Genomic DNA, 18,461 nt, shown 5'->3' with positions numbered 1-18,461 from the left:
GTCGCTTGGACTTCGAAGAGCTCCACTCTTGTTCTTCCCTCTTCGCATTCTTACTCTTCAGTGCCTTAAGGACTAAGTATGGAGAGCGGTTCGTGAAGGAGTTCTGCGAGAACTCGGAGGTCTACCCGTTGATGGGTGTAGCTGCCATAACCCTCGAGGCTAACGTGGCGATAACTTGCCCGGAGATGGCGGAGATGTTCAAGAAGGCCGACTACCCGCCCCAACTCAAGTACTTGGTGGAGGAGGCGTGCAAGGGGGTCGGAGGGAGGTCCAAGGAAGAGATAGTGGATGAGTTCTTGAAGGATTGTAATACTAAGGGCCTGAAGGAGGCGTTGCAGAAGTTGGTAGACTTTAAGCTCAATACTTTAAACGACAAGGAGAACGAGATCCTAAACGTCGCCTTCGGGAGGCTTCCCCAAGCCGTTTCCTACGCTCAGAAGTACGGGGCGGACGTGAGCAAGCCAGTCATGCAGAGCGCCCTCCTAATAAGTATGTTTATATCCAACATCTTAAAGGAGGTCAGGGAGGAGCTGGAGAGGTGCGAAAGGTCCTAATTTGCGAGCCCTTGAGTCCGTGGAAGGCCGCATTGGCGGTCAATTCTGCCTTGTTCCTTTCGAACGCTATAAGGAAGGACACGGTAGTTTACGTGAACGTGGAGGGTACGGTGATAGTGATAGACGGCTCGGCCGCGCGGAGGGTCTACCCAGACTCGGAGAGCTTGGTGGGGCTCTTCAAGGCAGTTAAAAAGGGGAAGAAGCTGGCCGGCGTCGCCTCGGGCGAGTGTCCTGACGCTAAAGAGCCTTGGTGTCCCGGCTCTCCCCCTGGAGATGAAGTCTCCTTGGTCCCGAGGAGGTGCGGCCTTCCAAAGGAGTATACGCTGGAACACGAAATAGCGGTCTTACAAATAGAGCTAGACAGAGCGAGGTCGGCGGCCGGGGCTGGAGGGGCCGCTCGTCAGAACGCTATTTGGAGAGGACGGGCTCGCGGCCCTCCTTAATTAACCTCTTTAAATTCTTGATGTGGGGCCGACAGTGGCGTCGCAAGTAGACCTAATTGCGCGCAAGAGGGCTATAAATACGTTCTTCGAGAAGTTCAAGGTTCTTATAGACAAGATAAGGAACGGCGAGGAGCCCGTACTCGAAATCCTGTCTAGAACTAAGACAAACGTAGTTTACGACAACGACAAGAGGATACTGATGCCGGGCGAGAAGACCATATTAAGGAAGTTCCTGGACAAGGGGGAGGCGAAGAAGTTCACCAACACTTTGCTCATGGCGTCTTTGATATACGAGGCTTTATTGAACGACGAGTACCCGACCATACGTGACTTATACTATAGGGGCAAGCACACCATAATCTACAGGGACCTGAGGGGGAGGAAGAGAGAGGAGAACACGTGGGACGAACAGAAGGAGAGCGACGCGCTGATTGTGGACGTTGAGGTATATACCGGAATGCTGAGGGAGGAGATGCTAATATTGAGTAAGGAGAAGGGCAAGGTAGTTGGAGATATGAGAATAAGGTCGGGCGACGACGTCATAGACTTGAGCAAGATGGGCCACGGGGCTTACGCTATAGAGCCCACGCCCGACTTGATAGACTTCATAGACGTCAACGCAGAATACGTGCTAGTAATAGAGAAGGACGCGGTCTTCCAACAGCTCCACAGAATAAAGTTCTGGCAGAGGAACAAGTGCATACTCGTCAGCACCTCCGGCCAGCCCGACAGGGCGACCAGGAGGTTCATAAGGAGGTTGAACGAGGAGTTGGGCCTTCCAGTTTACGTCCTCACGGACGCCGACCCCTACGGGTGGTACATCTTCAGCGTGATAAGGTCCGGCAGCATAAACTTGAGCTTCGAGAGCCAGAGGCTGGCCACGCCGAACGCGAAGTTCCTGGGGGTGAGTATGAGTGACGTGTTCGAGAAGAACTGGCTAAGCCCGAAGGAGAGGAAGAACGTAATAATAGTAGCTAAGGACAGAGACATCAAGAGAGCATATGAAATGATGAAGTACGAATGGTTCAAGAACTCGCCAAAATGGATGCACGAGCTCAAGCTATTCTTAAAAGAAAAGAAGAAGCTGGAAATAGAGGCCTTAGCCGTTAAGGGATTAAAGTTCTTAGCTGAAGTTTACTTGCCCCAGAAGGTTCAGACGAAGGACTGGATCGAATGAGGCCGGCGTCCGAGCGGAAGGAGTAATCGCCTAAATTAACGCCGACCGCGCCCTAAACCACAGGAGGCTAGCCTTGAGGGCGTTGACAGTTACGCTGACGTTAGTTGTGGTTGCACTCGCCATGAGTAACGGCGCGCCGACCCTCAGCTGCACCCAGTGCCACGTGGACGCGAAGCCGTTCCCATCAGATGACTTGGTGGTTAAGGGCATTCCCAAGTACTACGAGCCTGGAAAGGTTTACAACATAACTGTAAAGATAGTGGACGTTAACCCTTGTAACCTCGAGGTGATGGCCGGGTGTGGGGGCTTCGCGGCCCACCCTACCGCCGGCGAAATTATACAGACGGACAAGGTCAACACTCTAATCGCCCAGAACCCGGTCGACGGGACCTACATAACCCACAGCGAGCGAGGCCACATGAAGAGGGAGTGGCACTTCTCTTGGAGGGCCCCGTCAAAGCCCACGCCCGTGAAGTTCAAGGTAGCTGCCATCGCCGCCAACGGGGACGCCACCCCCTTCGGAGACCACTACAGCGCCAAGGTGATAATGTCTTACCCCGTCGGCTGGACGGGGCCGACCGGGACGGCCCCCTCGGGCCCCTCTGCGGCCTCCCCCAAAGTGTTGAAAGAAATAAGGGACTTATTGCTAGTCTCTTTGTTCACTCAGTCAACAACGCTGGCTTTCGTGATAGCGTTGCTGGCAATTAACTTAATCAAGAAGAGGGGCAGCTAACAACCTCGACCTCAATGTCGAACCTTTTTACATTCAATGTTTTTACGTCCGTGAGAGTTACGGAGACCGTGTAGTTCCCCTTAGACAAGGCCTTCACCTCGAGTACAAAGCTGCCCTCCGCGTAGCTCGGGTAACTCAGCGCCAGCCCGTCCCCGGGAGCGACGGCGCTTACGGAGGCCGGCGAGGGGAGGTCGAACCTCACCCCGGTGGTCGAGTTTACACAAGTCCTCACGTAGGTTACGTTGGGCCCGAAAGCCCTGGCCCCGTTCCCTACTAAAGCTCTGGAACCGAAGAACAGTATCAAGGCTACTAGCAGCAGCGAGCCGACCGCTACCGGGTCGAGCGCTCCTCTAACAAGTCCTCCGCTGCGGCGTAGAGCCTCTCCAAGCTCTCCTCGTCCCACCTTCTCACCTTCTTCCAGCTAACCTTGAACCCTTCAGACTTCAGAAGCTTTATTGCCTTGGTCACTAAGCTTCTCCCCTCGCTGTCCAGAGACCCCTTCGAATCGAAGTGCTCCCTCGCTTGGGCCAGCAAGCTCAGCGCCTCCCTTAGCCTCGCGAAGCGCTTGTCTGAGGGCCTCAAGCCTCTTCCTCCCCTGCAACAGCACGTCGTTCACAGCTTTTAGTAAGGACTCCGCAGGCTTGACCAACACTTCGTTCCCTACTTTCAACAAAAAGTTGGCCCTCACCCCCGTGGTAAGCTCCACTAGCCACCCCTCTTCGTTGGCCGTCAAGATGCCGCTGTGTTTGAAGCCCGCCTTCCTAGCCAATTCTAAAACCTTAAACGCTGACTCGAGATCTTTAGCTACTACGTGAAATATGGGCCCCTGGACGTTGAGCCACAACCTCTTGCTTACGGGCTTGTTCAAGATCTTTACCAACTCTTCCGAGGAGATCGGCCTGTGTACCTTGAACACTATGGTTCCGTCCCTAGACCACGGGAACTCCGCGTCCACGGCGGTAACCCTTCCCGAACAGCTCGACTTGGTGAAGGCGTATGGCAAGGAGAAGAAGTCCTCAAGTATGTCAAATATATCATTGTCCAAATAACCTATCTCTAAGTCTTTCCACATCTTCTTGTAAGCTCTCTCCTTCGCCTCTGCCCACGCTTCTCCAACCAACTGCGAGGCCCTAGAGGGAGTCCAAGAGCTCCGATAACTGCTTAACTGCTTCCGAAGACACCTCCTTCAACCTCAAGAGCGCCTCGTACAAATCCTCGGCCTCGGGCTCAACTATGTCTACCTTACAACCGTCTACCAGATAAAGGACTAAGTCGTCGTCAACCCCGAGCACCCCCCTGCTTATCCTAACTCCCGAGTAGCACGCCTCCACGGAACAGCTCCTTCCTACCTTGAAGCAGTGTCTATCCAAGAGCCTTAACTTTTTTGCCCTCTTCATGAGGTCCCTTACCTCTTTCTTCAATTCCTCCTTTCTCTGTTGAAGTTCTTTCAACATTTCCTCGAAAGTGTCTAAATTGGCCTTTACCTCCTCAACGAGGTCCCTTATCCTCAACCGCTCTCACCCCCCTGTACATGAACGCGCCGGTGGAGAGGGCGAGGAGCGGATAGGCCGGCTCCAAGGCCAGGGGCAAGGCTAGGAGGGCGTGGAGCACGGAGGCCGTTGCTGCCCACGAGGCCCAGAAGGTTAAGAGCTTCTTCCTTGCTCCTTCCGCCTTAGCTTGTAAGACGTAAGAGACCAAGGAGGCCGCCAGAGGCGGGACGAAGAGCCTCTCCCACATATCTTAACCTCCTCCGGCGAGGCCCGAGGGGGCAAAAGTGCTTAAGGACCCTCCGAACTACTTCCGCCACCTCCACGTGCCCACGGCCGACGAAATAGTCAAGAAAGTCCTCAAGAGGTACCCGGAACTCAAGCCGAAAAGTAAGAGGCCCAAACACATAATAGAGTTGGAGATAAACAGGATAAACTTGACTTACCAGATAATTATAGACAAACTCTCCTTCTTGGACAAGCTCCCGAGGCCGGAAAGCTTGCACCCTTTCTACTTGGAGCTGGCCTCCCTGACCGTTCCCTACCAGAAGTACTGGGCGGCCGCCTCGGGATTGAAGAGGCTTAGGGACAAGCTCAAGGAGATGTGGGAGGACTACCGGGCCCTGGTGAGAGCAGCCGTGAGCTTGGAGGAAGCGGCGAGGTTCCGGAGGGAGGCCGTAGGAAGGGCCCTAAGCATGGTAAGGAGGTCTAGGGGCGCCTTGAATACCGTAAGGGAGTTCAAGTATGCAGTCGCCTCCTTACCCTCCGTGGACTTCGAAGAGCCGAGGATAGTGGTGGCCGGGATGCCTTCCTCTGGAAAGTCCAGCTTCGTTAGGGTGGTCTCCACGGCCGAGGTGGAGGTCGCCTCCTACCCTTTCACGACCAAGCAAGTCCACCTAGGACACTTCGAGAAGGACGGGAGGAGGTTTCAAGTGGTCGACACGCCGGGAATCCTAGACAGACCTTGGGACTCCTTGAATGAAATAGAGAAGAAAGCGGTAATAGCTATAAGACACTTGCCTAACGTGTTGCTCTTCTTATACGACGTCAGCGAAGAGGGTTACGGAGTTGAGGAACAGACGGAGGTGTTGGACAACGTGATAAACATAGTCGGCAAGAAGAAGGTTGTAGTGGCGTTAAACAAGATGGACGTCGCCAGCGAGAGGAAGGTGAGGCTCGCGGAGGAGGCGGCCGCCGAGAGGGAGCTGAAGGTCTTCAAGCTCTCGTTGAGGACCGGAGAAGGCTTGGAGGAGCTCATGGAGGAGCTGAGGAGGAGGGCGGAAGAGGACTTCTCCGCGGGCCTCCCAAAGCCTTAACCTTATCCCCCGCCCCCTCTTAGAGGGGAGCGTGCAGGAAGGCTACAGCGTGCTCTTTAGGGACGGCGTGGTAGTCGAGGAGCCCGGAAAGAGCTACGTGGGATACGTCTACGCTAACAAGGGAAGGATCGTCGCCGCGGGCAAAGGGGAGCCGCCGGACGAGTACGCCTTCGCCACTTACAACATTAACGGGAAGGGGAGAATACTCACCCCGGGCTTGATATGCCCCCTAACATCCCTAACCAAGCACCCCTCCCGCTTCGGAGGTAAGGAGGCCGAGACGGACGAGGAGCTCTACTACGCAGCCCTAATGGCCTTGCAAGACTTGTTGTTGAGCGGATTCACGACCGTCGGTACCATAGAGAGTAAGGTAGAGCCTGTGGCGAGGGCGGTGGTCCAAGCCGGGATAAGGGCCGTCATCTTCGTCGACTCCGCCGCGCCGGACTGGAAGGACCAGCTGAGGACTCTGTTGAACAAGTGGAACGGTTACGAGGAGAGGATCTACGCCGGGATAGCGGCGCTGAACGGGGGAGAGGAGGCCCTCGCCCTCGCGAGGGAGCTGGGGCTGCCGCTGGTCTCTCGGAAGGAAGGCATAGTGGTGAGGGAGGCTGAGGGAATATCGAAGGAGAGGGGCGTAGTCGTCTTGGAGAGGGGAGGAGTTAGGACCTACGGCTTTTTGGAATCCAAGACTACTAACTTAATGAACGTGATAAGGACGCTGTACTACACCGGCACCGGGGCCCTAGAGGCGTTCAAGGCGGTCACGGTCAACGCGGCCGAGGTGCTGGGGCTGGAGGGGGTGGGCAAGCTCAAGCCGGGCTACTACGCCGACATGGTGGTGTGGGACGTCTCCGAGCCCCCCGGGTGGACGGCCGGCGAGGGGGAGCCAGAGGAAGTGATAATAGCCTCAAACCCGAAGGTAGAGGCCGTCATAGCGGCGGGGGAGGTGGTGGTTGACATCTCCCAGATGCTCACCATAGGGGCGAAGGACGTCAAGAGGGCAAGGAGGCTCTTTGGCGGTTGAGCTTTTTGGCTACTCTCTCAAAAAGCTCGTTTAACCCTTCCTCCCCCAGCAGGCTTAAGGCCATCGGGTCCATCAAGGTCTCGTACACTATTTCACACTCGGGCAACTCCAAGGTTGAGCAGATGAGTATGAGCTCTTCCGGCGTTACGTTCGCCGTCATACCCTTCTTCCCTTGGAGCATGGCACGCTTCCGAATATAAAGGTTTCGAACGTTGGGACCCTACTTGAAATACCTTCTTCCTCATAACTTATGGGGCTCGCAGTTTTGCTCGAGGGAGTCAGGGAGGCGGTAAGGAAGTTCCTCCGCTCCTCCGCGGACTACGAGACCTCGGTCAACCTATTTATAAAGGAGCTGCAGAAGACCCTAATAAAATCGGACGTCAACGTTAAACTGGTCTTACAACTGACTAAGAGGATAAGGGAGAGGGCCCTCAAGGAGAGGCCCCCGCCCGGCGCTTCCAGGAGGGACTGGTTCGTGAAGATAGTCTACGAGGAGCTGGCCAACTTGTTCGGAGGAGACGAAGAGCCCGACCCGAAGCCCCCCAAGGTGCCTTGGGTCATAATGATGGTCGGGGTGCAAGGGAGCGGGAAGACCACGACGGCAGGCAAGCTGGCGAGGTTCTACAAGGTGAGGGGCTACCGCGTCGCGCTGGTCGCCGCCGATACTTACAGGCCGGGGGCTAAGGAGCAGCTCAGCCAGCTGGCCGAGAGGGCGAAGGTATTGTTCTACACCGAGCCCGGGGACGACGCCGTGGGCATAGCGAAGAGGGGGGTGGAGTGGGCTAAGTCGCAAGGGGCCGAGGTAATAATAGTTGACACCGCCGGGAGGCACAAGAACGAGGCCGAGCTGCTCCGGGAGATGAAGGAGATGAGCGAGGCCGTAAAGCCGGACGAAGTGATGCTCGTTATAGACGCCAGCATAGGTCAACAAGCCAAAGCCTTGGCGGAGGCCTTCCATAAGACCACCCCGGTAGGTTCAATAGTGGTCACCAAGCTCGACGGCACCGCCAAGGGCGGCGGGGCGCTCTCGGCCGTGGCGGTCACGGGGGCCACCATAAAGTTCGTGGGCACGGGAGAGAAGCTGGAAGAGCTGGAACTGTTCAAGCCCAAGAAGTTCGTAGCTAGGATATTGGGACTGGGCGACCTGGAGGGGTTGTTGGAGAGGCTCAAGGGCTTGGAGGAAGCGGAGAAACTAGAGGAGATAAGCCAGAAGGTTATAGAGAAGGGAGACATAACCTTAAAAGACTTATATTACCAAATAGTATCAGTCAAGAAAATGGGATCCCTCAAGAAGCTGCTCCAGATGCTCCCGGGGGTGGGGCTAGGGCTGGACGACAAGGTCTTGGGACGGGTCGACGATAAGGTTCTGGACAAGTGGCTGGCAATACTTAACTCAATGACTTTGGAAGAGCTCGAAAAGCCGAGCGTGATAGACCGTTCCAGGATGAGGAGGATAGCGATAGGCTCCGGTACGAGCGTTAAGGACGTGGAGGAGCTCCTCAAACACTATCAGATGACTCGGAAGATGATAAGACAACTCAAGAGGAAGAAGGGAATGTTGAACAAACTGATGGAAAAGTTCGAGCTTCAGTAACGCCTCCTCTTGTTTAATAGTTTCCTCTTCACGTACCTCAAATACCCCATGGTACTTACGTTTCCCCTCACGACCTTAACCCTCCCCTTTAAGATGGCCTCCAAAACTCCCTCGGGAGTGGGTTCGGCCTCCAAGACGCTGTACGCCAAGGCTACTTGTTCCGCCTCGTGTGCATCGCTGTTAGCTATTCCGGGCTTGCCCAGCACCTTGGCCGCTCTCATCGCCTCCTCGTTGAGCGGCTTGGGTGCCCTCGCGTTCCACACTTCCACGGCGTGCAGCTCCAAGTCGTACAAGAGCTCTCCGCAGCCGAACCTCCGGGAGTCGAAGGGGTGGGCCGGGACGTAGAGGCAGCCCCTCTTATCGGCCCAGTCGTAGAGCGCTAAGGCGTCCCTCGGCCAGCTCTTGCCCGGGTACTCCGGACAGAGTACTAGCACGTCCAAGAGCTTTCCCAAGTAGTATGCCCTCACTTCGTTCCCGTATACGAGTACTAAGTCCAAACCCTTCTCCTTTACAACCTTTGAGGCTGCCACGCTCCCCTTGAAGGTGTTGTGGTCCGTTATAGCTATTACGTCCAGTCCCTTCTGAAGGGCTGCCTCCAGGACGACCTCGACCGGGTCTAGGCCGTCGCTGTAGGTACTGTGCACGTGGAGGTCTGCCTTCAGAGCGCGCAAAATGGACCCCGGTAGTATTCCTACTTCATTTAAATTTAAGCGACGTTGGGTAGTTGCTCAAAACCATAAAGCCTTCCCTTCGAGACCGCTCGAGGAGCGGGACTTGAAGTTAGTCTTGGTAAAGTATGACCCTGAGAGCGGCACGAACGCAGTCGTAATAAAGGGAGATATGAACGAGGTGGTGAGACAGAAGGCCATAGCAGCCTTGAAGGACGAATGGAAACCGGAGAGCAAGGATTTCGTGGTAATGGGGAACTTCGTGGAGTTCGAGTACAAGCTCCCGCTTACCCCTGAACAGTACGAGGCCCTCAGCAAGTATGAAATGAGGAAGGAGGGGAACGTAGCAGTCGTGAAGGTGCCCTACTTCGTCATAACTTTCCCCAAGTACGCATACCGGGGCTCTCCTTACGTAGTGTATTTGGTGGCCCCCTACTTGGACAACGAGGAGCTTAACGAACTGAAGGAGATGGCTGAGCAAGTGTCGGAGGAGGTCTCCAAGCCTCCTGAGTGAGGTTTTAGGGGTTCAGACCACTAGAGTCCCACGGGAAAGGCCGTCTTGAGGCTAGTGGAGTTGTTAAAAGTGGACATGAAGGGGAGAATCACCATCCCTAGGACTGTGAGGGACGCGCTGAACATAGAGGGCGGCAGCTACGTAGTAATGATAGCTGACCTCAACAAGGGCGAAATAACCATCCTCCCCAGCGTGAGTGAGGACAAGGTCATACTGGAGATATTCGTATTGTTTAAGGACGAGAAGGGAAAGCTGGCCGAGATAGCTGAGAAGTTGGCAAAGATGGGCATAAGTCAACTCGCCACCAGCTGCAAGACTGTGAAGAAGGGGGAGAGCGCCGAGTGTCAGATAATAGCAGAAGTACCCAAGGACGTGGACCCTAAGGAGGTGGAGGAACAGCTAAGGGCGCTGAAGGGCGTCTCAGAGGCCTCAGCGGTTAAGGTTCCCCACCCAAGCCCCTCGGAGAGAGCTTGAGCTGCGAGAGGGCCGCGAAGTATTTAGACAACTTGAAGGGGGCGCTCGAGTGGGTTAGGTACCCCTCCGAAGTCGAAGGAGTGGTCGAGCTGGCCAAGAGGTATGTGGAGGACACCGAGTACTACTTAAACGTCGGGGACTGTGAGACCGCCTTGGTTACCGCCTCCTACGCGGAGGGCTTGCTGGACGCCTTGAAGATGATCGGGAAGGCCGAGTTCGAGTGGAAAAAAGGAAGGAGGAAGAGGGTGTTCGTGGGCGGTACGTTCGACATCTTGCACCCGGGACACGTGGAGCTGTTGAAGGAGGCCTCCAAGCTAGGCGACGTTATAGTGGTGGTGGCCAGGGACGAGACCGTCAAGAGGCTGAAGGGGAGGGGGCCCGTCGTGCCCCAAGAGCAGAGGAGGTACGTGGTTGGGAGCTTGAAGTACGTTAAGGAAGCTTACGTGGGCGGGGAAGACCCGATAGAGACTGTGGTGAAGCTCAAGCCCGACGTGATCTTCTTGGGCCCCGACCAGAAGTGGGACGAGGAGGAGCTGAGGGAGGAGCTCAAGAGAAGGGGGCTAGAGGTAGAAGTGGTGAGAATGAAGGAGAAGAAGTGCATACCCCAGGGGCTGTGCTCTTCCAGCTTAATAATCAAGAAGGTGTTGGAAGAGTTCTGCGGGCGCGAGGGGCCCGCGTGAGGCGCGGAGGCGACGAGCGGGTCCCCGTCCTTACCTTCTCCTCACCCCTTCGGAGGAGGTGCATCCGGGCATCCCCATAAGGGGCCTTCCGTCGCCCCTTTCAAAGGAACAAGGCTTTGAGGAAGGCGAGGTTCGTGGTTCTCGGCAGCGGCGCGGCCTCCCCCGCGCCCGGGAGGGCCTTGCCGGCCCACTACTTCGAGTACGAAGGCGTGGGAGCGCTCTTGGACTGTGGCGAGGGGACCCAGTTCCAACTCATGAAGGCCAAGATAAGCTTCTCTAAGATAAAGATAGTCTTCGTCTCCCACCTCCACGGGGACCACGTCCTCGGCCTCCCGGGCCTGCTCCAGACCATGGCGATGGCCTCCAGGAGGGAGGAGCTGCTCGTGGTGGGACCTAGGGGGCTGGAAGAGCTCCTCCTCCTTTCCTTCGAGCTCACCTACTTTTACCCTCCTTATCCCATAAGGATAATTGAGGTAGTCGACAGCATGGAAATAACCTATAGGAACGTGGTGTTGAGGGTATTTCCAGTAAACCACAGCGTACCAGCATTTGGAATATCCATAGAGGTAGTTCCAAAGAGGAAGGTGAGGGCGGAGCTGTTGGAAAGAGAGGGGTTGCCCAAGAGGCTCTGGGGGAAGCTTCAACGCGGGGAGGACGTCGTTTGGGAGGGAAAGGTGTTCAGGTACGAGGACTTCACTTTCGAGGGGAAGAGGATAAAGGTGGTTTACAGCGGGGACACGGCCCCGTGTGAGAGGTTGGTCGAGGAAGCCAAGGGGGCCGACTTGCTGGTTCACGAAGCTACGTTCACCAGAGAGTTAAATGAGGAGGCGCACGAGAGGGGGCACTCCACAGCGGAGGACGCCGCCCTCGCCGCCGCGAGGGCCGGGGCCAAGCAGCTCTTGATGGTTCACTTCTCATCCAGGTATAAAGACTTGAGGAGGCACTTGGAGGAGGCCAGGAGGATATTCCCGAGCTCCTACGCGGCGGAGGACTTAACTAAGGTGGTTGTGTTGAAGTGAGCGGTGTCGCTATGGACTTGGGGCTGGCCGGCAAGAGGGTCTTGGTAACGGCCTCTACTAAGGGAATAGGCTTCGCCGTAGCGAAGGAGTTTCTGAAGGAGGGCGCGAAGGTTTTCATAAGCTCCAGGAGGGAGGAGAACGTGAAGAGGGCCTTGAAGGAGCTCTCTCCCATCGGGGAGGTCTGGGGGACTGCGGCGGACTTGAGGTCTGAGGAGGAAAGGGAAAGGCTGGTAGAGGAGGCTAGGGGTGCCCTCGGCGGGGTGGACGTGTTGGTCTTCAACTCTGGGGGTCCTCCTGCGAAGGCCTTTGAAGAGACCACCCCGGATGACTGGGAGGAAGCGTACAAGTTACTGCTCGAGAGCGCGGTCCACTTGACCAAGCTAGTCCTCCCGGAAATGGTGGAGAGGGGGTGGGGAAGGGTAGTTTACATAACTAGCGTAGCCATAAAGATGCCCTTGGAAGGCTTAGTCCTCTCGAACGCGGTTAGGGTCGGGATAGCTGGGCTCATGAAGACGTTGGTTAGGGAGTACGCCGGGAGGGGAGTGACCTTCAACTCCGTCCTCCCCGGTTACACCTTAACCGAGAGGGTCAAGGAAGTAATCGAGAAGAGGGCGGAGATGGAGGGGAAGAGCTACGAAGAGGTCCTAAAGGAGCTGAGCGAGAGAATACCCCTCAAGAGACTGGCGAAGCCGGAGGAGGTGGCGAGGGCGGTGGTGTTCCTCGCCTCGGAGGCCGCCTCTTACGTGAACGGAGTTGCCTTACAAGTGGACGGGGGGCTAGTGCCAACGCTCTTCTAAGACCTCCCTCACCCTCTCCCCCAGCTCGTCCAACCCGACCACCTCCCAGCCTTCCGCCTCTCCCGGCTCCTGGACGGCCATTATCCTCACCGGGGCCGGGTAGTTCCTTCTCCTCCTGGGCCTCCTCTTCACCTCTACGACCACCTCGGGCGTCCAAGCCAGGGGCTCTTGGGGGAGCTTCCAGGCGGGGGTGCCGGAGAAAACCAGTACGTCGCCTCGGAGCTCCCACGGGGGAGGGGAGATCATTATGTCCGGCACCCCGCCCGCGGGGTGGGGGCTCTGGAACCAGAGCAGAAGCTCGAAGTCGCCCTCGACCTCGTAGGGCAAGAGCCTGGTCCTCCAGTCCCTCCTCTTCCTCCAAGGCGGTATTACCAAGCCCTCGCCCGCCCACGGGGTCCTAACCCTCTTCGCCCCCGTCCCTTCTAACACCTCTAAGAGGGCTCTCAGCTCCAGCTCCCTCTCCCCCTCGAAGTCCCCGAGGACGATTAAGTCCACCCTCTCCAAGACCCGGTACCCCTCCAAGCTCTCTGGAAGTCCGAACAGCAAGGGGCTCCACCCTTCGGGCGGCTAGCTCCAGCTCCCTCCACTTGACCTCGGCTTTAAGCTCTAGGACCAAGGCCGCGTAAGAGGCGACGGCGAGCGCCGCGCCCGAGACGAACAGGGCCCAGAACAATGGTCCGGAGAGAATCGAAGCGAAGATAAGTATGTAGGAGAGTAGGATGAAGAACTTAGGAGGTCTCAAATGACCACCTTTAAGGCTTTAATTACCTTGTCCACGGCGTCCTCCACGTTAAGGGCGGTAAGCTTGTCCGCCGGGTGGAACTTCACGCTGTCCGGGTCCTTCAGCCCGTGGCCCGTGACCACCACGGTCACCACCTCGTCCCCGTTGAAGTAGCCCTCGGACGCCAGCTTCATCACTCCGGCCAGGCTGGCCGCGCCGGCCGGCTCCGCGGCGACGCCTTCTTCCCTCGCTAGGAGCCTCTGCGCCCTTATGATTTCGGAATCAGAAACTACCTCGAAGGTTCCTCCCGACTCGGTGACCGCCCTCCACGCCTTCATCCAGTTCACGGGCTTCCCTATCCTTATCGCAGTGGCCACCGTTTCGGGTGAATCGGTGAAGAGCGGGGAACTCAAGCCCGCTTTGAAGGCGGAGGCTATGGGCGAGGCCCCCTCCGCTTGTATCCCCACCATCTTGGGGAGCGCGCTGGAGTAGCCGAACTCCTTCAGCTCCTTGAATCCCTTCCATATAGCTGAGATGTTGCCCGCGTTGCCCACAGGCACCACTACTACGTCAGGGACTCCGACCTCTTCAAAAAGTTCGAAGGCCAAGGTCTTCTGTCCTTCGAGTCTCCAAGGGTTGAAGGAGTTGAGTGGGTAGAACTCCGGCATCTTCGCCAACTCCTTGACCGCTTCCAGAGCCGCGTCAAAGTTGCCCTCCAGCTCTACCACTGCCGCGCCGTGCAACAAGCTCTGGGCGAGCTTGCCCAACGCCACTTTGCCGCTGGGGAGGATCAAGAAGGTCTTGAGGCCGGCCCTGGCGGAGTAGGCCGCCGCGGAGGCCGCGGTGTTGCCGGTGGACGCGGCTACTACAGCCTTAGCCTTAACCTTCTTGGCCACAGTTACTGCCAAACTCATACCCCTGTCCTTGAAAGAGCCGGTGGGGTTAGCCCCCTCGAACTTGGCGTAGAGCCTCCTAACCCCTATCACCTTCTCGAGTTTTTCCAACCTTATTAAGGGAGTGTTCCCTTCACCCATGGTAACCGGGGCGTCCGTCTCCAACGGGAGGAGCTCCGCGAAGCGCCATATCCCCCTCATCCTGCTCCTTTTAGAAAACTCCGCGAAAGGGGGCAACTCCTCCGGCTCCAGTACTACCTCTAGCAAGCTCCCGCACTTGGGACACGAGAACATCTTGGGTCGCGCGTCGTACTCGGCCCCACACCGGACGCAGCGAAGCTTGGCCCTCACTGAGCTCCTTCCCTCCGACTGCTCGGTCTCGGGACGTTAACTAATTATCGAAACCGCGTTAAGGCAGTTGGAGAAGGGAAGGTGGTCGGCGGGCTGCTCTCGCTCGCCCTTAACATAGCGATAGCGCTCATCATAGCTTACTCCTTGGGCCTCGTGGAGCCTTACGTCAAGGGGACCATCTTCGCGGCCCCCTTCGCGGCCCTGGGGGCTTACGTGGCTTGCTCATACTGCTGCAGCAGCTGTGCCTCCGCTTGCGCGGTCTCAGCCGCCATAGCGGCCTCCTATACGGTCTTAGCTACTTTATATTTTGGAGGGAGAGGGCTTAGAGAAACGTCATAAAATTCTATATTATATAGAGGAACTCTTGGAGGTCCAGCCTCCTCAGCGTTTCCTCCGTGTGCTTTCCGTCCTTCCAACCTCTGTACTCGTAGTAAGCCGGTAACATGACCTCCAGTGCCCTCTTCGCGGTCTCTCCCTTCGCCGGGCCGTCCGGAAGGGCCTCCTCCAAGAGCCTCTTGCTCAAGTAGTCTCCGGGGTCCCCCTCGCGGACGTTGAAGAGCCTCTCTACGTTGTATATCCTCTCGCCTATCTCCATAATCTCCTCGGCCGTAATGTCCCAACCCGTGGCGCCGGCCAACAAGTCTACGTAGTCTTCCGGCGAGGGAGTCATGAACGTGTTGAACTTACAAACTATCATGCTGTCTATGGTAGCGAAGAAGTCTTGTTGGTCCTTCACCATCTTGGCCTTCTCAGAGCTAACCTCGAGCGGGTCTGTCTTGACCGGTATGCCCAAGACTTCGAAGCTTACCGCGTAGGCCCTCAAGTGGCACCCTCCCCTGTTCGAGGTGGCGTAAGCTAAGGCCATTGCCTTTATAGCCCTGGGGTCGTACGCGGGTAAGCTCATGCCTCTGGCCTCCGCAACGCAGTCGCAACCAAAGGTCTCCGCCAACGCTTTGGCGCCCTTAGCCATTACCTCCCCTATCCCGTCTCTGTTGGCCACCTTGTAGGCGAGTTCCAGAACCGGGTTCGGCACGCCCCACTCCGGCCTTAGGCCGTCCAAGAGCTTCTTCAACTCCTCCGACCTCTCTCCCAACTCTCCAGCCCTTTCGTACAATTCCATGAGTACTGCAACCGTGTTGCCAAACTCAATAGTATCCATTCCTAAGTCGTTTAACACGTGATTTATCCTAATTACGGCCTCTAAGTTCGAGAGCTCCAAGTTAGAGCCTATGGCAAATATAGTCTCGTACTCCGGCCCCTTGGAGCCTTCTGGTACGCCCCACTCCGGGGAGTAGGTCTTGACCAACCTCCCGCACTCTATCTGGCAACCCCAGCACCCCCTCGTCTTGACCAAATACTTCTCCGCCATCCTCTCCCCGCTTATGTCTTCGGCCCTTTCGAAGGTCCCCTTCCTCCAGTTCTTAGTGGGGAGGGCGCCAATCTTGTTAATTATGTTCACTAAGACTGCAGTACCGTAGCTGTTTAAGGCCTTCTTGACTGGATGGTTACCTATCTTCTCCTTGAGGTACTCCACCCCCTTCTTGAACCTCTCCTCGTCAGCTACTTCGGGCCTCTTCGTGCCGTATACATAAATCGCCTTGACCTTTTTTGAGCCCATAACTGCGCCGAGGCCCGTCCTTCCCCCTGCCCTCCCGCCGGCGTGGATCAAGCTAGCGAAGCGTACCCCGTTCTCTCCGGCCGGCCCCACGGCCAGCACCGCCCCCTCGTTGGGCTTAGCGCCGAGCTGTTTCCTCACGTAGTACTCTGTGTAGTGGGTTCCCCTCCCCCAGACCTCCTTGGCGCTGTGGAATTTTACATCCCCTTCGATCACACTTATCCATACCGGTTCGTCGGACTTGCCCTCCAGAACTATCCCGTCGTAGCCGGAGTACCTCATCCAAGGGGCGAACCGGCCGCCCATGTTGCTCTCTCCCAAGAGGCCGGTCAAGGGGCTCTTGCCCACGAAGTGGGTCCTGCCCGCCTCGAACCCCTCTACGGTGCCTGTGACCGGACCGGACATGATGAAGAGCTTGTTCTCGGGGCCAAGGGGGTCGGCACCCTTGGGTATCTCCTTCAAGGCCAAGTAGGCGCCGAGCCCCCTCCCGCCCAAGAACTTCCTTAAGGTCTTCTCTTCGATGGTTTCCTCCCTAACCTTTTGGGAGCTCACGTTAACGCGGAGAAGCTTAAACTCGCTCAAGGGCGCCAGTCCTCAAGTCACGTACGCCCTTGCGTCTATATATCATAACCTTGATCGAGCAGTAACGCTCTGTTCGACAGAAAGACATGATCCTTAATTAACTAGATATATTATGAGAATGTTCCCGGGAAGACCATGATTGCTGCTGACGTCAGCTCCCTGATAGAGTACGTCATAGCGGCGGCGCTCCTCTACTTCTATACGAGATCTAAGGACAAGGCGGCCCTCTACTTCGGAATCGGCGTGCTCAGCTACGCCTTGGCCCACACGCTGGGCGGCACAGTCTTGAGCTGGATAAAACAACAGTACAACTACGAAATGTCGAAGTTTGTCAAAGACATGAACTATAAGGTGTTTGAGAGCTTGAGGAACGTGCTGGTGGCGGCTTTCATGGCCTTCTCATTGATGGCGATATCACAGATCATGAAGGACTTACTCAAGAGCAAGGTTGCTAAGTACATAGAGGCCTACGCGGTCGTAGGAACTTTGCTGTTCTTGGCGCTCAGGTGGTACTGCGTCTGGGTCGCAGAGGACGTAAAACACCCGTTCTTCGCGTTGGCCCAGTGGGTCTTCTTGATTCCCGGCAGCTTGGTAATCGCGGCGACGGGAATTCAACTGTACTACAAGCTTAAGATCGTCGGCGGCTTGTTGTCGGGCCTCAGCTTCTTGATATACGCAGCAATACTACCCTTGTATGCAGCGTGGAAAGGAACCCCGATGCTCAATACTTGGTACTTGTTGAGGATAATAAGCGACGTGTTGTTGATGATAGGTGTTATGTACATGTGATTTTTGCTTGCATAACATCCATTTCATGCGCGCCTTCGGGGTCTAAGATTAGGTAGAACGTGCACTCGAAAACTCCTTGCTTACGTAACCCCACTCTACACAGGCCCTATCTCGTACGAGTTGGGAACCTTGATAACATCGTCGCGCTTGCGTCCTGAATAAGTCTTTCTATCCTCTCTTGAGACTCCACATGTTAGTACAAGGAAGATACGTTGGTTCGACGAAATAAGAACCTTTCTATCCTCTCTTGAGACTCCACTTACTGTGATGTGTATGTTAGGTATTCTACTTCGGCGATGTCTACTTTCTATCCTCTCTTGAGACTCCACGTTTACCATCTTTATAGGAACCAGGAAAAATGGCTGGTGATCTTTCTATCCTCTCTTGAGACTCCACTAGAAATGCTGATTAGACGAGGTTACCAACCGATACTTTCTATCCTCTCTTGAGACTCCACCGTAATGCCTATTGCCAGCGCCCTAGCAATGCCTCTCTCCACTTTCTATCCTCTCTTGAGACTCCACTCTTCTTCGCGATGCAGGGCAGGCAACTGTCGTCGTTCACTTTCTATCCTCTCTTGAGACTCCACCTGATAAACAAGCTATTGGATACCAGCGCTGACATAGTACTCTTCTTTCTATCCTCTCTTGAGACTCCACTTCCGGCGGGAGGTTTCATTTGCGTTCAAGCAAACATCGGCTTTCTATCCTCTCTTGAGACTCCACTGGTATGAATACGTTGTCCATTGGAACGATGTTGTAATTGTACTTTCTATCCTCTCTTGAGACTCCACATCCCCCTCGAGGTAGTCAAAAGGGCGGTAGAGCAGGATGAATCTTTCTATCCTCTCTTGAGACTCCACTTAAAATTCGTAATGCCCATCGACCTAGTAAGAGACGTCCTCTTTCTATCCTCTCTTGAGACTCCACCGAGCGCTTCCGTATAAAGCTCCAAGTTCCTTCCCTTAAAAGGCTTTCGTTCTACCGCTTCCTTACAATTCCCAGCTATTTTTCTCTCCATTTAAGAAATT

Annotated in this window: 24 protein-coding genes and 1 CRISPR repeat array; of the genes, 14 read left to right on the top strand and 10 right to left on the bottom strand. The window is 55.9% G+C overall.

Annotated features, from left to right (window positions below):
- Positions 1 to 5: 5 nt before the first annotated feature.
- The 4 genes from AC1HCZ_RS06435 (at position 6) to AC1HCZ_RS06420 (ending at position 2,907) form a co-directional block, all read left to right on the top strand.
- Entirely contained in the window at positions 6 to 554 is a 549-nt protein-coding gene (locus AC1HCZ_RS06435) for a hypothetical protein (RefSeq protein ID WP_479462716.1), read from the top strand.
- Entirely contained in the window at positions 539 to 997 is a 459-nt protein-coding gene (locus tag AC1HCZ_RS06430) for a hypothetical protein (RefSeq protein WP_479462715.1), read from the top strand. Before AC1HCZ_RS06435 ends, AC1HCZ_RS06430 begins: the two co-directional genes overlap by 16 nt.
- Before the next feature lie 22 nt (positions 998 to 1,019).
- Positions 1,020 to 2,174, top strand: coding sequence for a DNA topoisomerase IV subunit A (locus AC1HCZ_RS06425; RefSeq protein ID WP_479462714.1), 1,155 nt, complete (start codon positions 1,020 to 1,022; stop codon positions 2,172 to 2,174).
- 73 nt (positions 2,175 to 2,247) lie between these two features.
- Positions 2,248 to 2,907 (top strand): choice-of-anchor V domain-containing protein, encoded by a 660-nt coding sequence (locus AC1HCZ_RS06420; protein ID WP_479462713.1) that lies wholly within the window; start codon positions 2,248 to 2,250, stop codon positions 2,905 to 2,907.
- Here AC1HCZ_RS06420 and AC1HCZ_RS06415 read toward each other — a convergent pair.
- Genes AC1HCZ_RS06415 through AC1HCZ_RS06395 form a run of 5 tightly spaced genes read right to left on the bottom strand, consistent with a single transcriptional unit; the run spans position 2,888 to position 4,644 of the window.
- Positions 2,888 to 3,211 (bottom strand): hypothetical protein, encoded by a 324-nt coding sequence (locus tag AC1HCZ_RS06415; protein ID WP_479462712.1) that lies wholly within the window; start codon positions 3,209 to 3,211, stop codon positions 2,888 to 2,890. The two genes, AC1HCZ_RS06420 and AC1HCZ_RS06415, sit on opposite strands and share 20 nt — an antisense overlap.
- Positions 3,212 to 3,237: 26 nt before the next feature.
- A complete protein-coding gene (locus AC1HCZ_RS06410; RefSeq protein WP_479462711.1) occupies positions 3,238 to 3,375 on the bottom strand; it encodes a hypothetical protein in 138 nt (45 codons plus the stop codon).
- Positions 3,344 to 4,027: a tRNA(Phe) 7-((3-amino-3-carboxypropyl)-4-demethylwyosine(37)-N(4))-methyltransferase gene (locus AC1HCZ_RS06405; RefSeq protein WP_479462710.1), complete on the bottom strand. Its 684-nt coding sequence runs from the start codon at positions 4,025 to 4,027 to the stop codon at positions 3,344 to 3,346. The genes AC1HCZ_RS06410 and AC1HCZ_RS06405 overlap by 32 nt, the downstream gene beginning before the upstream one ends.
- 10 nt (positions 4,028 to 4,037) lie before the next feature.
- A complete protein-coding gene (locus AC1HCZ_RS06400; RefSeq protein WP_479462709.1) occupies positions 4,038 to 4,418 on the bottom strand; it encodes a hypothetical protein in 381 nt (126 codons plus the stop codon).
- A complete protein-coding gene (locus AC1HCZ_RS06395; RefSeq protein WP_479462708.1) occupies positions 4,396 to 4,644 on the bottom strand; it encodes a hypothetical protein in 249 nt (82 codons plus the stop codon). The genes AC1HCZ_RS06400 and AC1HCZ_RS06395 overlap by 23 nt, the downstream gene beginning before the upstream one ends.
- Before the next feature lie 37 nt (positions 4,645 to 4,681).
- Between AC1HCZ_RS06395 and AC1HCZ_RS06390 the strand changes: the two genes are divergently transcribed.
- Both AC1HCZ_RS06390 and AC1HCZ_RS06385 read left to right on the top strand, forming a co-directional pair.
- Entirely contained in the window at positions 4,682 to 5,710 is a 1,029-nt protein-coding gene (locus AC1HCZ_RS06390) for an NOG1 family protein (protein ID WP_479462707.1), read from the top strand.
- Between the two features lie 31 nt (positions 5,711 to 5,741).
- Entirely contained in the window at positions 5,742 to 6,734 is a 993-nt protein-coding gene (locus AC1HCZ_RS06385) for an amidohydrolase family protein (protein ID WP_479462706.1), read from the top strand.
- Here the strand turns inward: AC1HCZ_RS06385 and AC1HCZ_RS06380 are convergent.
- A complete protein-coding gene (locus AC1HCZ_RS06380; protein WP_479462705.1) occupies positions 6,703 to 6,894 on the bottom strand; it encodes a hypothetical protein in 192 nt (63 codons plus the stop codon). The genes AC1HCZ_RS06385 and AC1HCZ_RS06380 overlap by 32 nt on opposite strands.
- Positions 6,895 to 6,999: 105 nt before the next feature.
- Between AC1HCZ_RS06380 and AC1HCZ_RS06375 the strand changes: the two genes are divergently transcribed.
- A complete protein-coding gene (locus AC1HCZ_RS06375; protein ID WP_479462704.1) occupies positions 7,000 to 8,328 on the top strand; it encodes a signal recognition particle protein Srp54 in 1,329 nt (442 codons plus the stop codon).
- Here the strand turns inward: AC1HCZ_RS06375 and AC1HCZ_RS06370 are convergent.
- A complete protein-coding gene (locus AC1HCZ_RS06370) occupies positions 8,322 to 8,999 on the bottom strand; it encodes a PHP domain-containing protein (protein ID WP_479462703.1) in 678 nt (225 codons plus the stop codon). The two genes, AC1HCZ_RS06375 and AC1HCZ_RS06370, sit on opposite strands and share 7 nt — an antisense overlap.
- Positions 9,000 to 9,102: 103 nt before the next feature.
- Here AC1HCZ_RS06370 and AC1HCZ_RS06365 point away from each other — a divergent pair, with 103 nt between their 5' ends.
- The 5 genes from AC1HCZ_RS06365 (at position 9,103) to AC1HCZ_RS06345 (ending at position 12,480) form a co-directional block, all read left to right on the top strand.
- Positions 9,103 to 9,510, top strand: coding sequence for a DUF2286 domain-containing protein (locus tag AC1HCZ_RS06365; RefSeq protein WP_479462702.1), 408 nt, complete (start codon positions 9,103 to 9,105; stop codon positions 9,508 to 9,510).
- 54 nt (positions 9,511 to 9,564) lie between these two features.
- Positions 9,565 to 9,984, top strand: coding sequence for an AbrB/MazE/SpoVT family DNA-binding domain-containing protein (locus AC1HCZ_RS06360; protein ID WP_479462727.1), 420 nt, complete (start codon positions 9,565 to 9,567; stop codon positions 9,982 to 9,984).
- A complete protein-coding gene (locus AC1HCZ_RS06355) occupies positions 9,981 to 10,664 on the top strand; it encodes a DUF357 domain-containing protein (RefSeq protein ID WP_479462701.1) in 684 nt (227 codons plus the stop codon). Before AC1HCZ_RS06360 ends, AC1HCZ_RS06355 begins: the two co-directional genes overlap by 4 nt.
- Before the next feature lie 116 nt (positions 10,665 to 10,780).
- Positions 10,781 to 11,683, top strand: a complete 903-nt coding sequence (gene rnz, locus AC1HCZ_RS06350) for a ribonuclease Z (RefSeq protein ID WP_479462700.1) — start codon at positions 10,781 to 10,783, stop codon at positions 11,681 to 11,683.
- On the top strand, positions 11,680 to 12,480 hold the full coding sequence (locus AC1HCZ_RS06345; RefSeq protein ID WP_479462699.1) for an SDR family oxidoreductase: 801 nt from the start codon (positions 11,680 to 11,682) through the stop codon (positions 12,478 to 12,480). Before rnz ends, AC1HCZ_RS06345 begins: the two co-directional genes overlap by 4 nt.
- Here AC1HCZ_RS06345 and AC1HCZ_RS06340 read toward each other — a convergent pair.
- Both AC1HCZ_RS06340 and thrC read right to left on the bottom strand, forming a co-directional pair.
- Positions 12,460 to 13,026 carry a hypothetical protein gene (locus tag AC1HCZ_RS06340; protein ID WP_479462698.1) on the bottom strand — a complete coding sequence of 189 codons (567 nt, stop codon included), beginning with the start codon at positions 13,024 to 13,026 and terminating at the stop codon, positions 12,460 to 12,462. The genes AC1HCZ_RS06345 and AC1HCZ_RS06340 overlap by 21 nt on opposite strands.
- A 192-nt stretch (positions 13,027 to 13,218) precedes the next feature.
- On the bottom strand, positions 13,219 to 14,445 hold the full coding sequence (thrC, locus tag AC1HCZ_RS06335) for a threonine synthase (protein ID WP_479462697.1): 1,227 nt from the start codon (positions 14,443 to 14,445) through the stop codon (positions 13,219 to 13,221).
- Between the two features lie 81 nt (positions 14,446 to 14,526).
- On the opposite strand from thrC, the gene AC1HCZ_RS06330 reads away from it, so the two are divergent.
- On the top strand, positions 14,527 to 14,784 hold the full coding sequence (locus tag AC1HCZ_RS06330; protein WP_479462696.1) for a hypothetical protein: 258 nt from the start codon (positions 14,527 to 14,529) through the stop codon (positions 14,782 to 14,784).
- A 4-nt stretch (positions 14,785 to 14,788) separates the two neighbouring features.
- Here the strand turns inward: AC1HCZ_RS06330 and AC1HCZ_RS06325 are convergent, their stop codons facing one another.
- Positions 14,789 to 16,642 carry an aldehyde ferredoxin oxidoreductase family protein gene (locus AC1HCZ_RS06325; RefSeq protein WP_479462695.1) on the bottom strand — a complete coding sequence of 618 codons (1,854 nt, stop codon included), beginning with the start codon at positions 16,640 to 16,642 and terminating at the stop codon, positions 14,789 to 14,791.
- 135 nt (positions 16,643 to 16,777) lie between these two features.
- Here AC1HCZ_RS06325 and AC1HCZ_RS06320 point away from each other — a divergent pair, with 135 nt between their 5' ends.
- Positions 16,778 to 17,431 (top strand): hypothetical protein, encoded by a 654-nt coding sequence (locus tag AC1HCZ_RS06320; RefSeq protein ID WP_479462694.1) that lies wholly within the window; start codon positions 16,778 to 16,780, stop codon positions 17,429 to 17,431.
- A 164-nt stretch (positions 17,432 to 17,595) separates the two neighbouring features.
- Positions 17,596 to 18,360: direct repeats of the CRISPR family, unit length 26 nt; unit sequence CTTTCTATCCTCTCTTGAGACTCCAC.
- Between the last annotated feature and the right edge of the window lie 101 nt (positions 18,361 to 18,461).

The sequence above is a fragment of the Ignicoccus sp. genome (genome assembly GCF_056435145.1).
Note: the sequence above shows the minus strand (reverse complement) of the source record. Positions and strands in the feature narration are given on the sequence as shown.

Bases quoted from the DNA above. Each gene is read 5' to 3' on its own strand.
- AC1HCZ_RS06395 (WP_479462708.1), bottom strand. From the start codon at position 4,644: ATGTGGGAGAGGCTCTTCGTCCCGCCTCTGGCGGCCTCCTTGGTCTCT.
- AC1HCZ_RS06320 (WP_479462694.1), top strand. From the start codon at position 16,778: ATGATTGCTGCTGACGTCAGCTCCCTGATAGAGTACGTCATAGCGGCG.
- AC1HCZ_RS06380 (WP_479462705.1), bottom strand. From the start codon at position 6,894: ATGACGGCGAACGTAACGCCGGAAGAGCTCATACTCATCTGCTCAACC.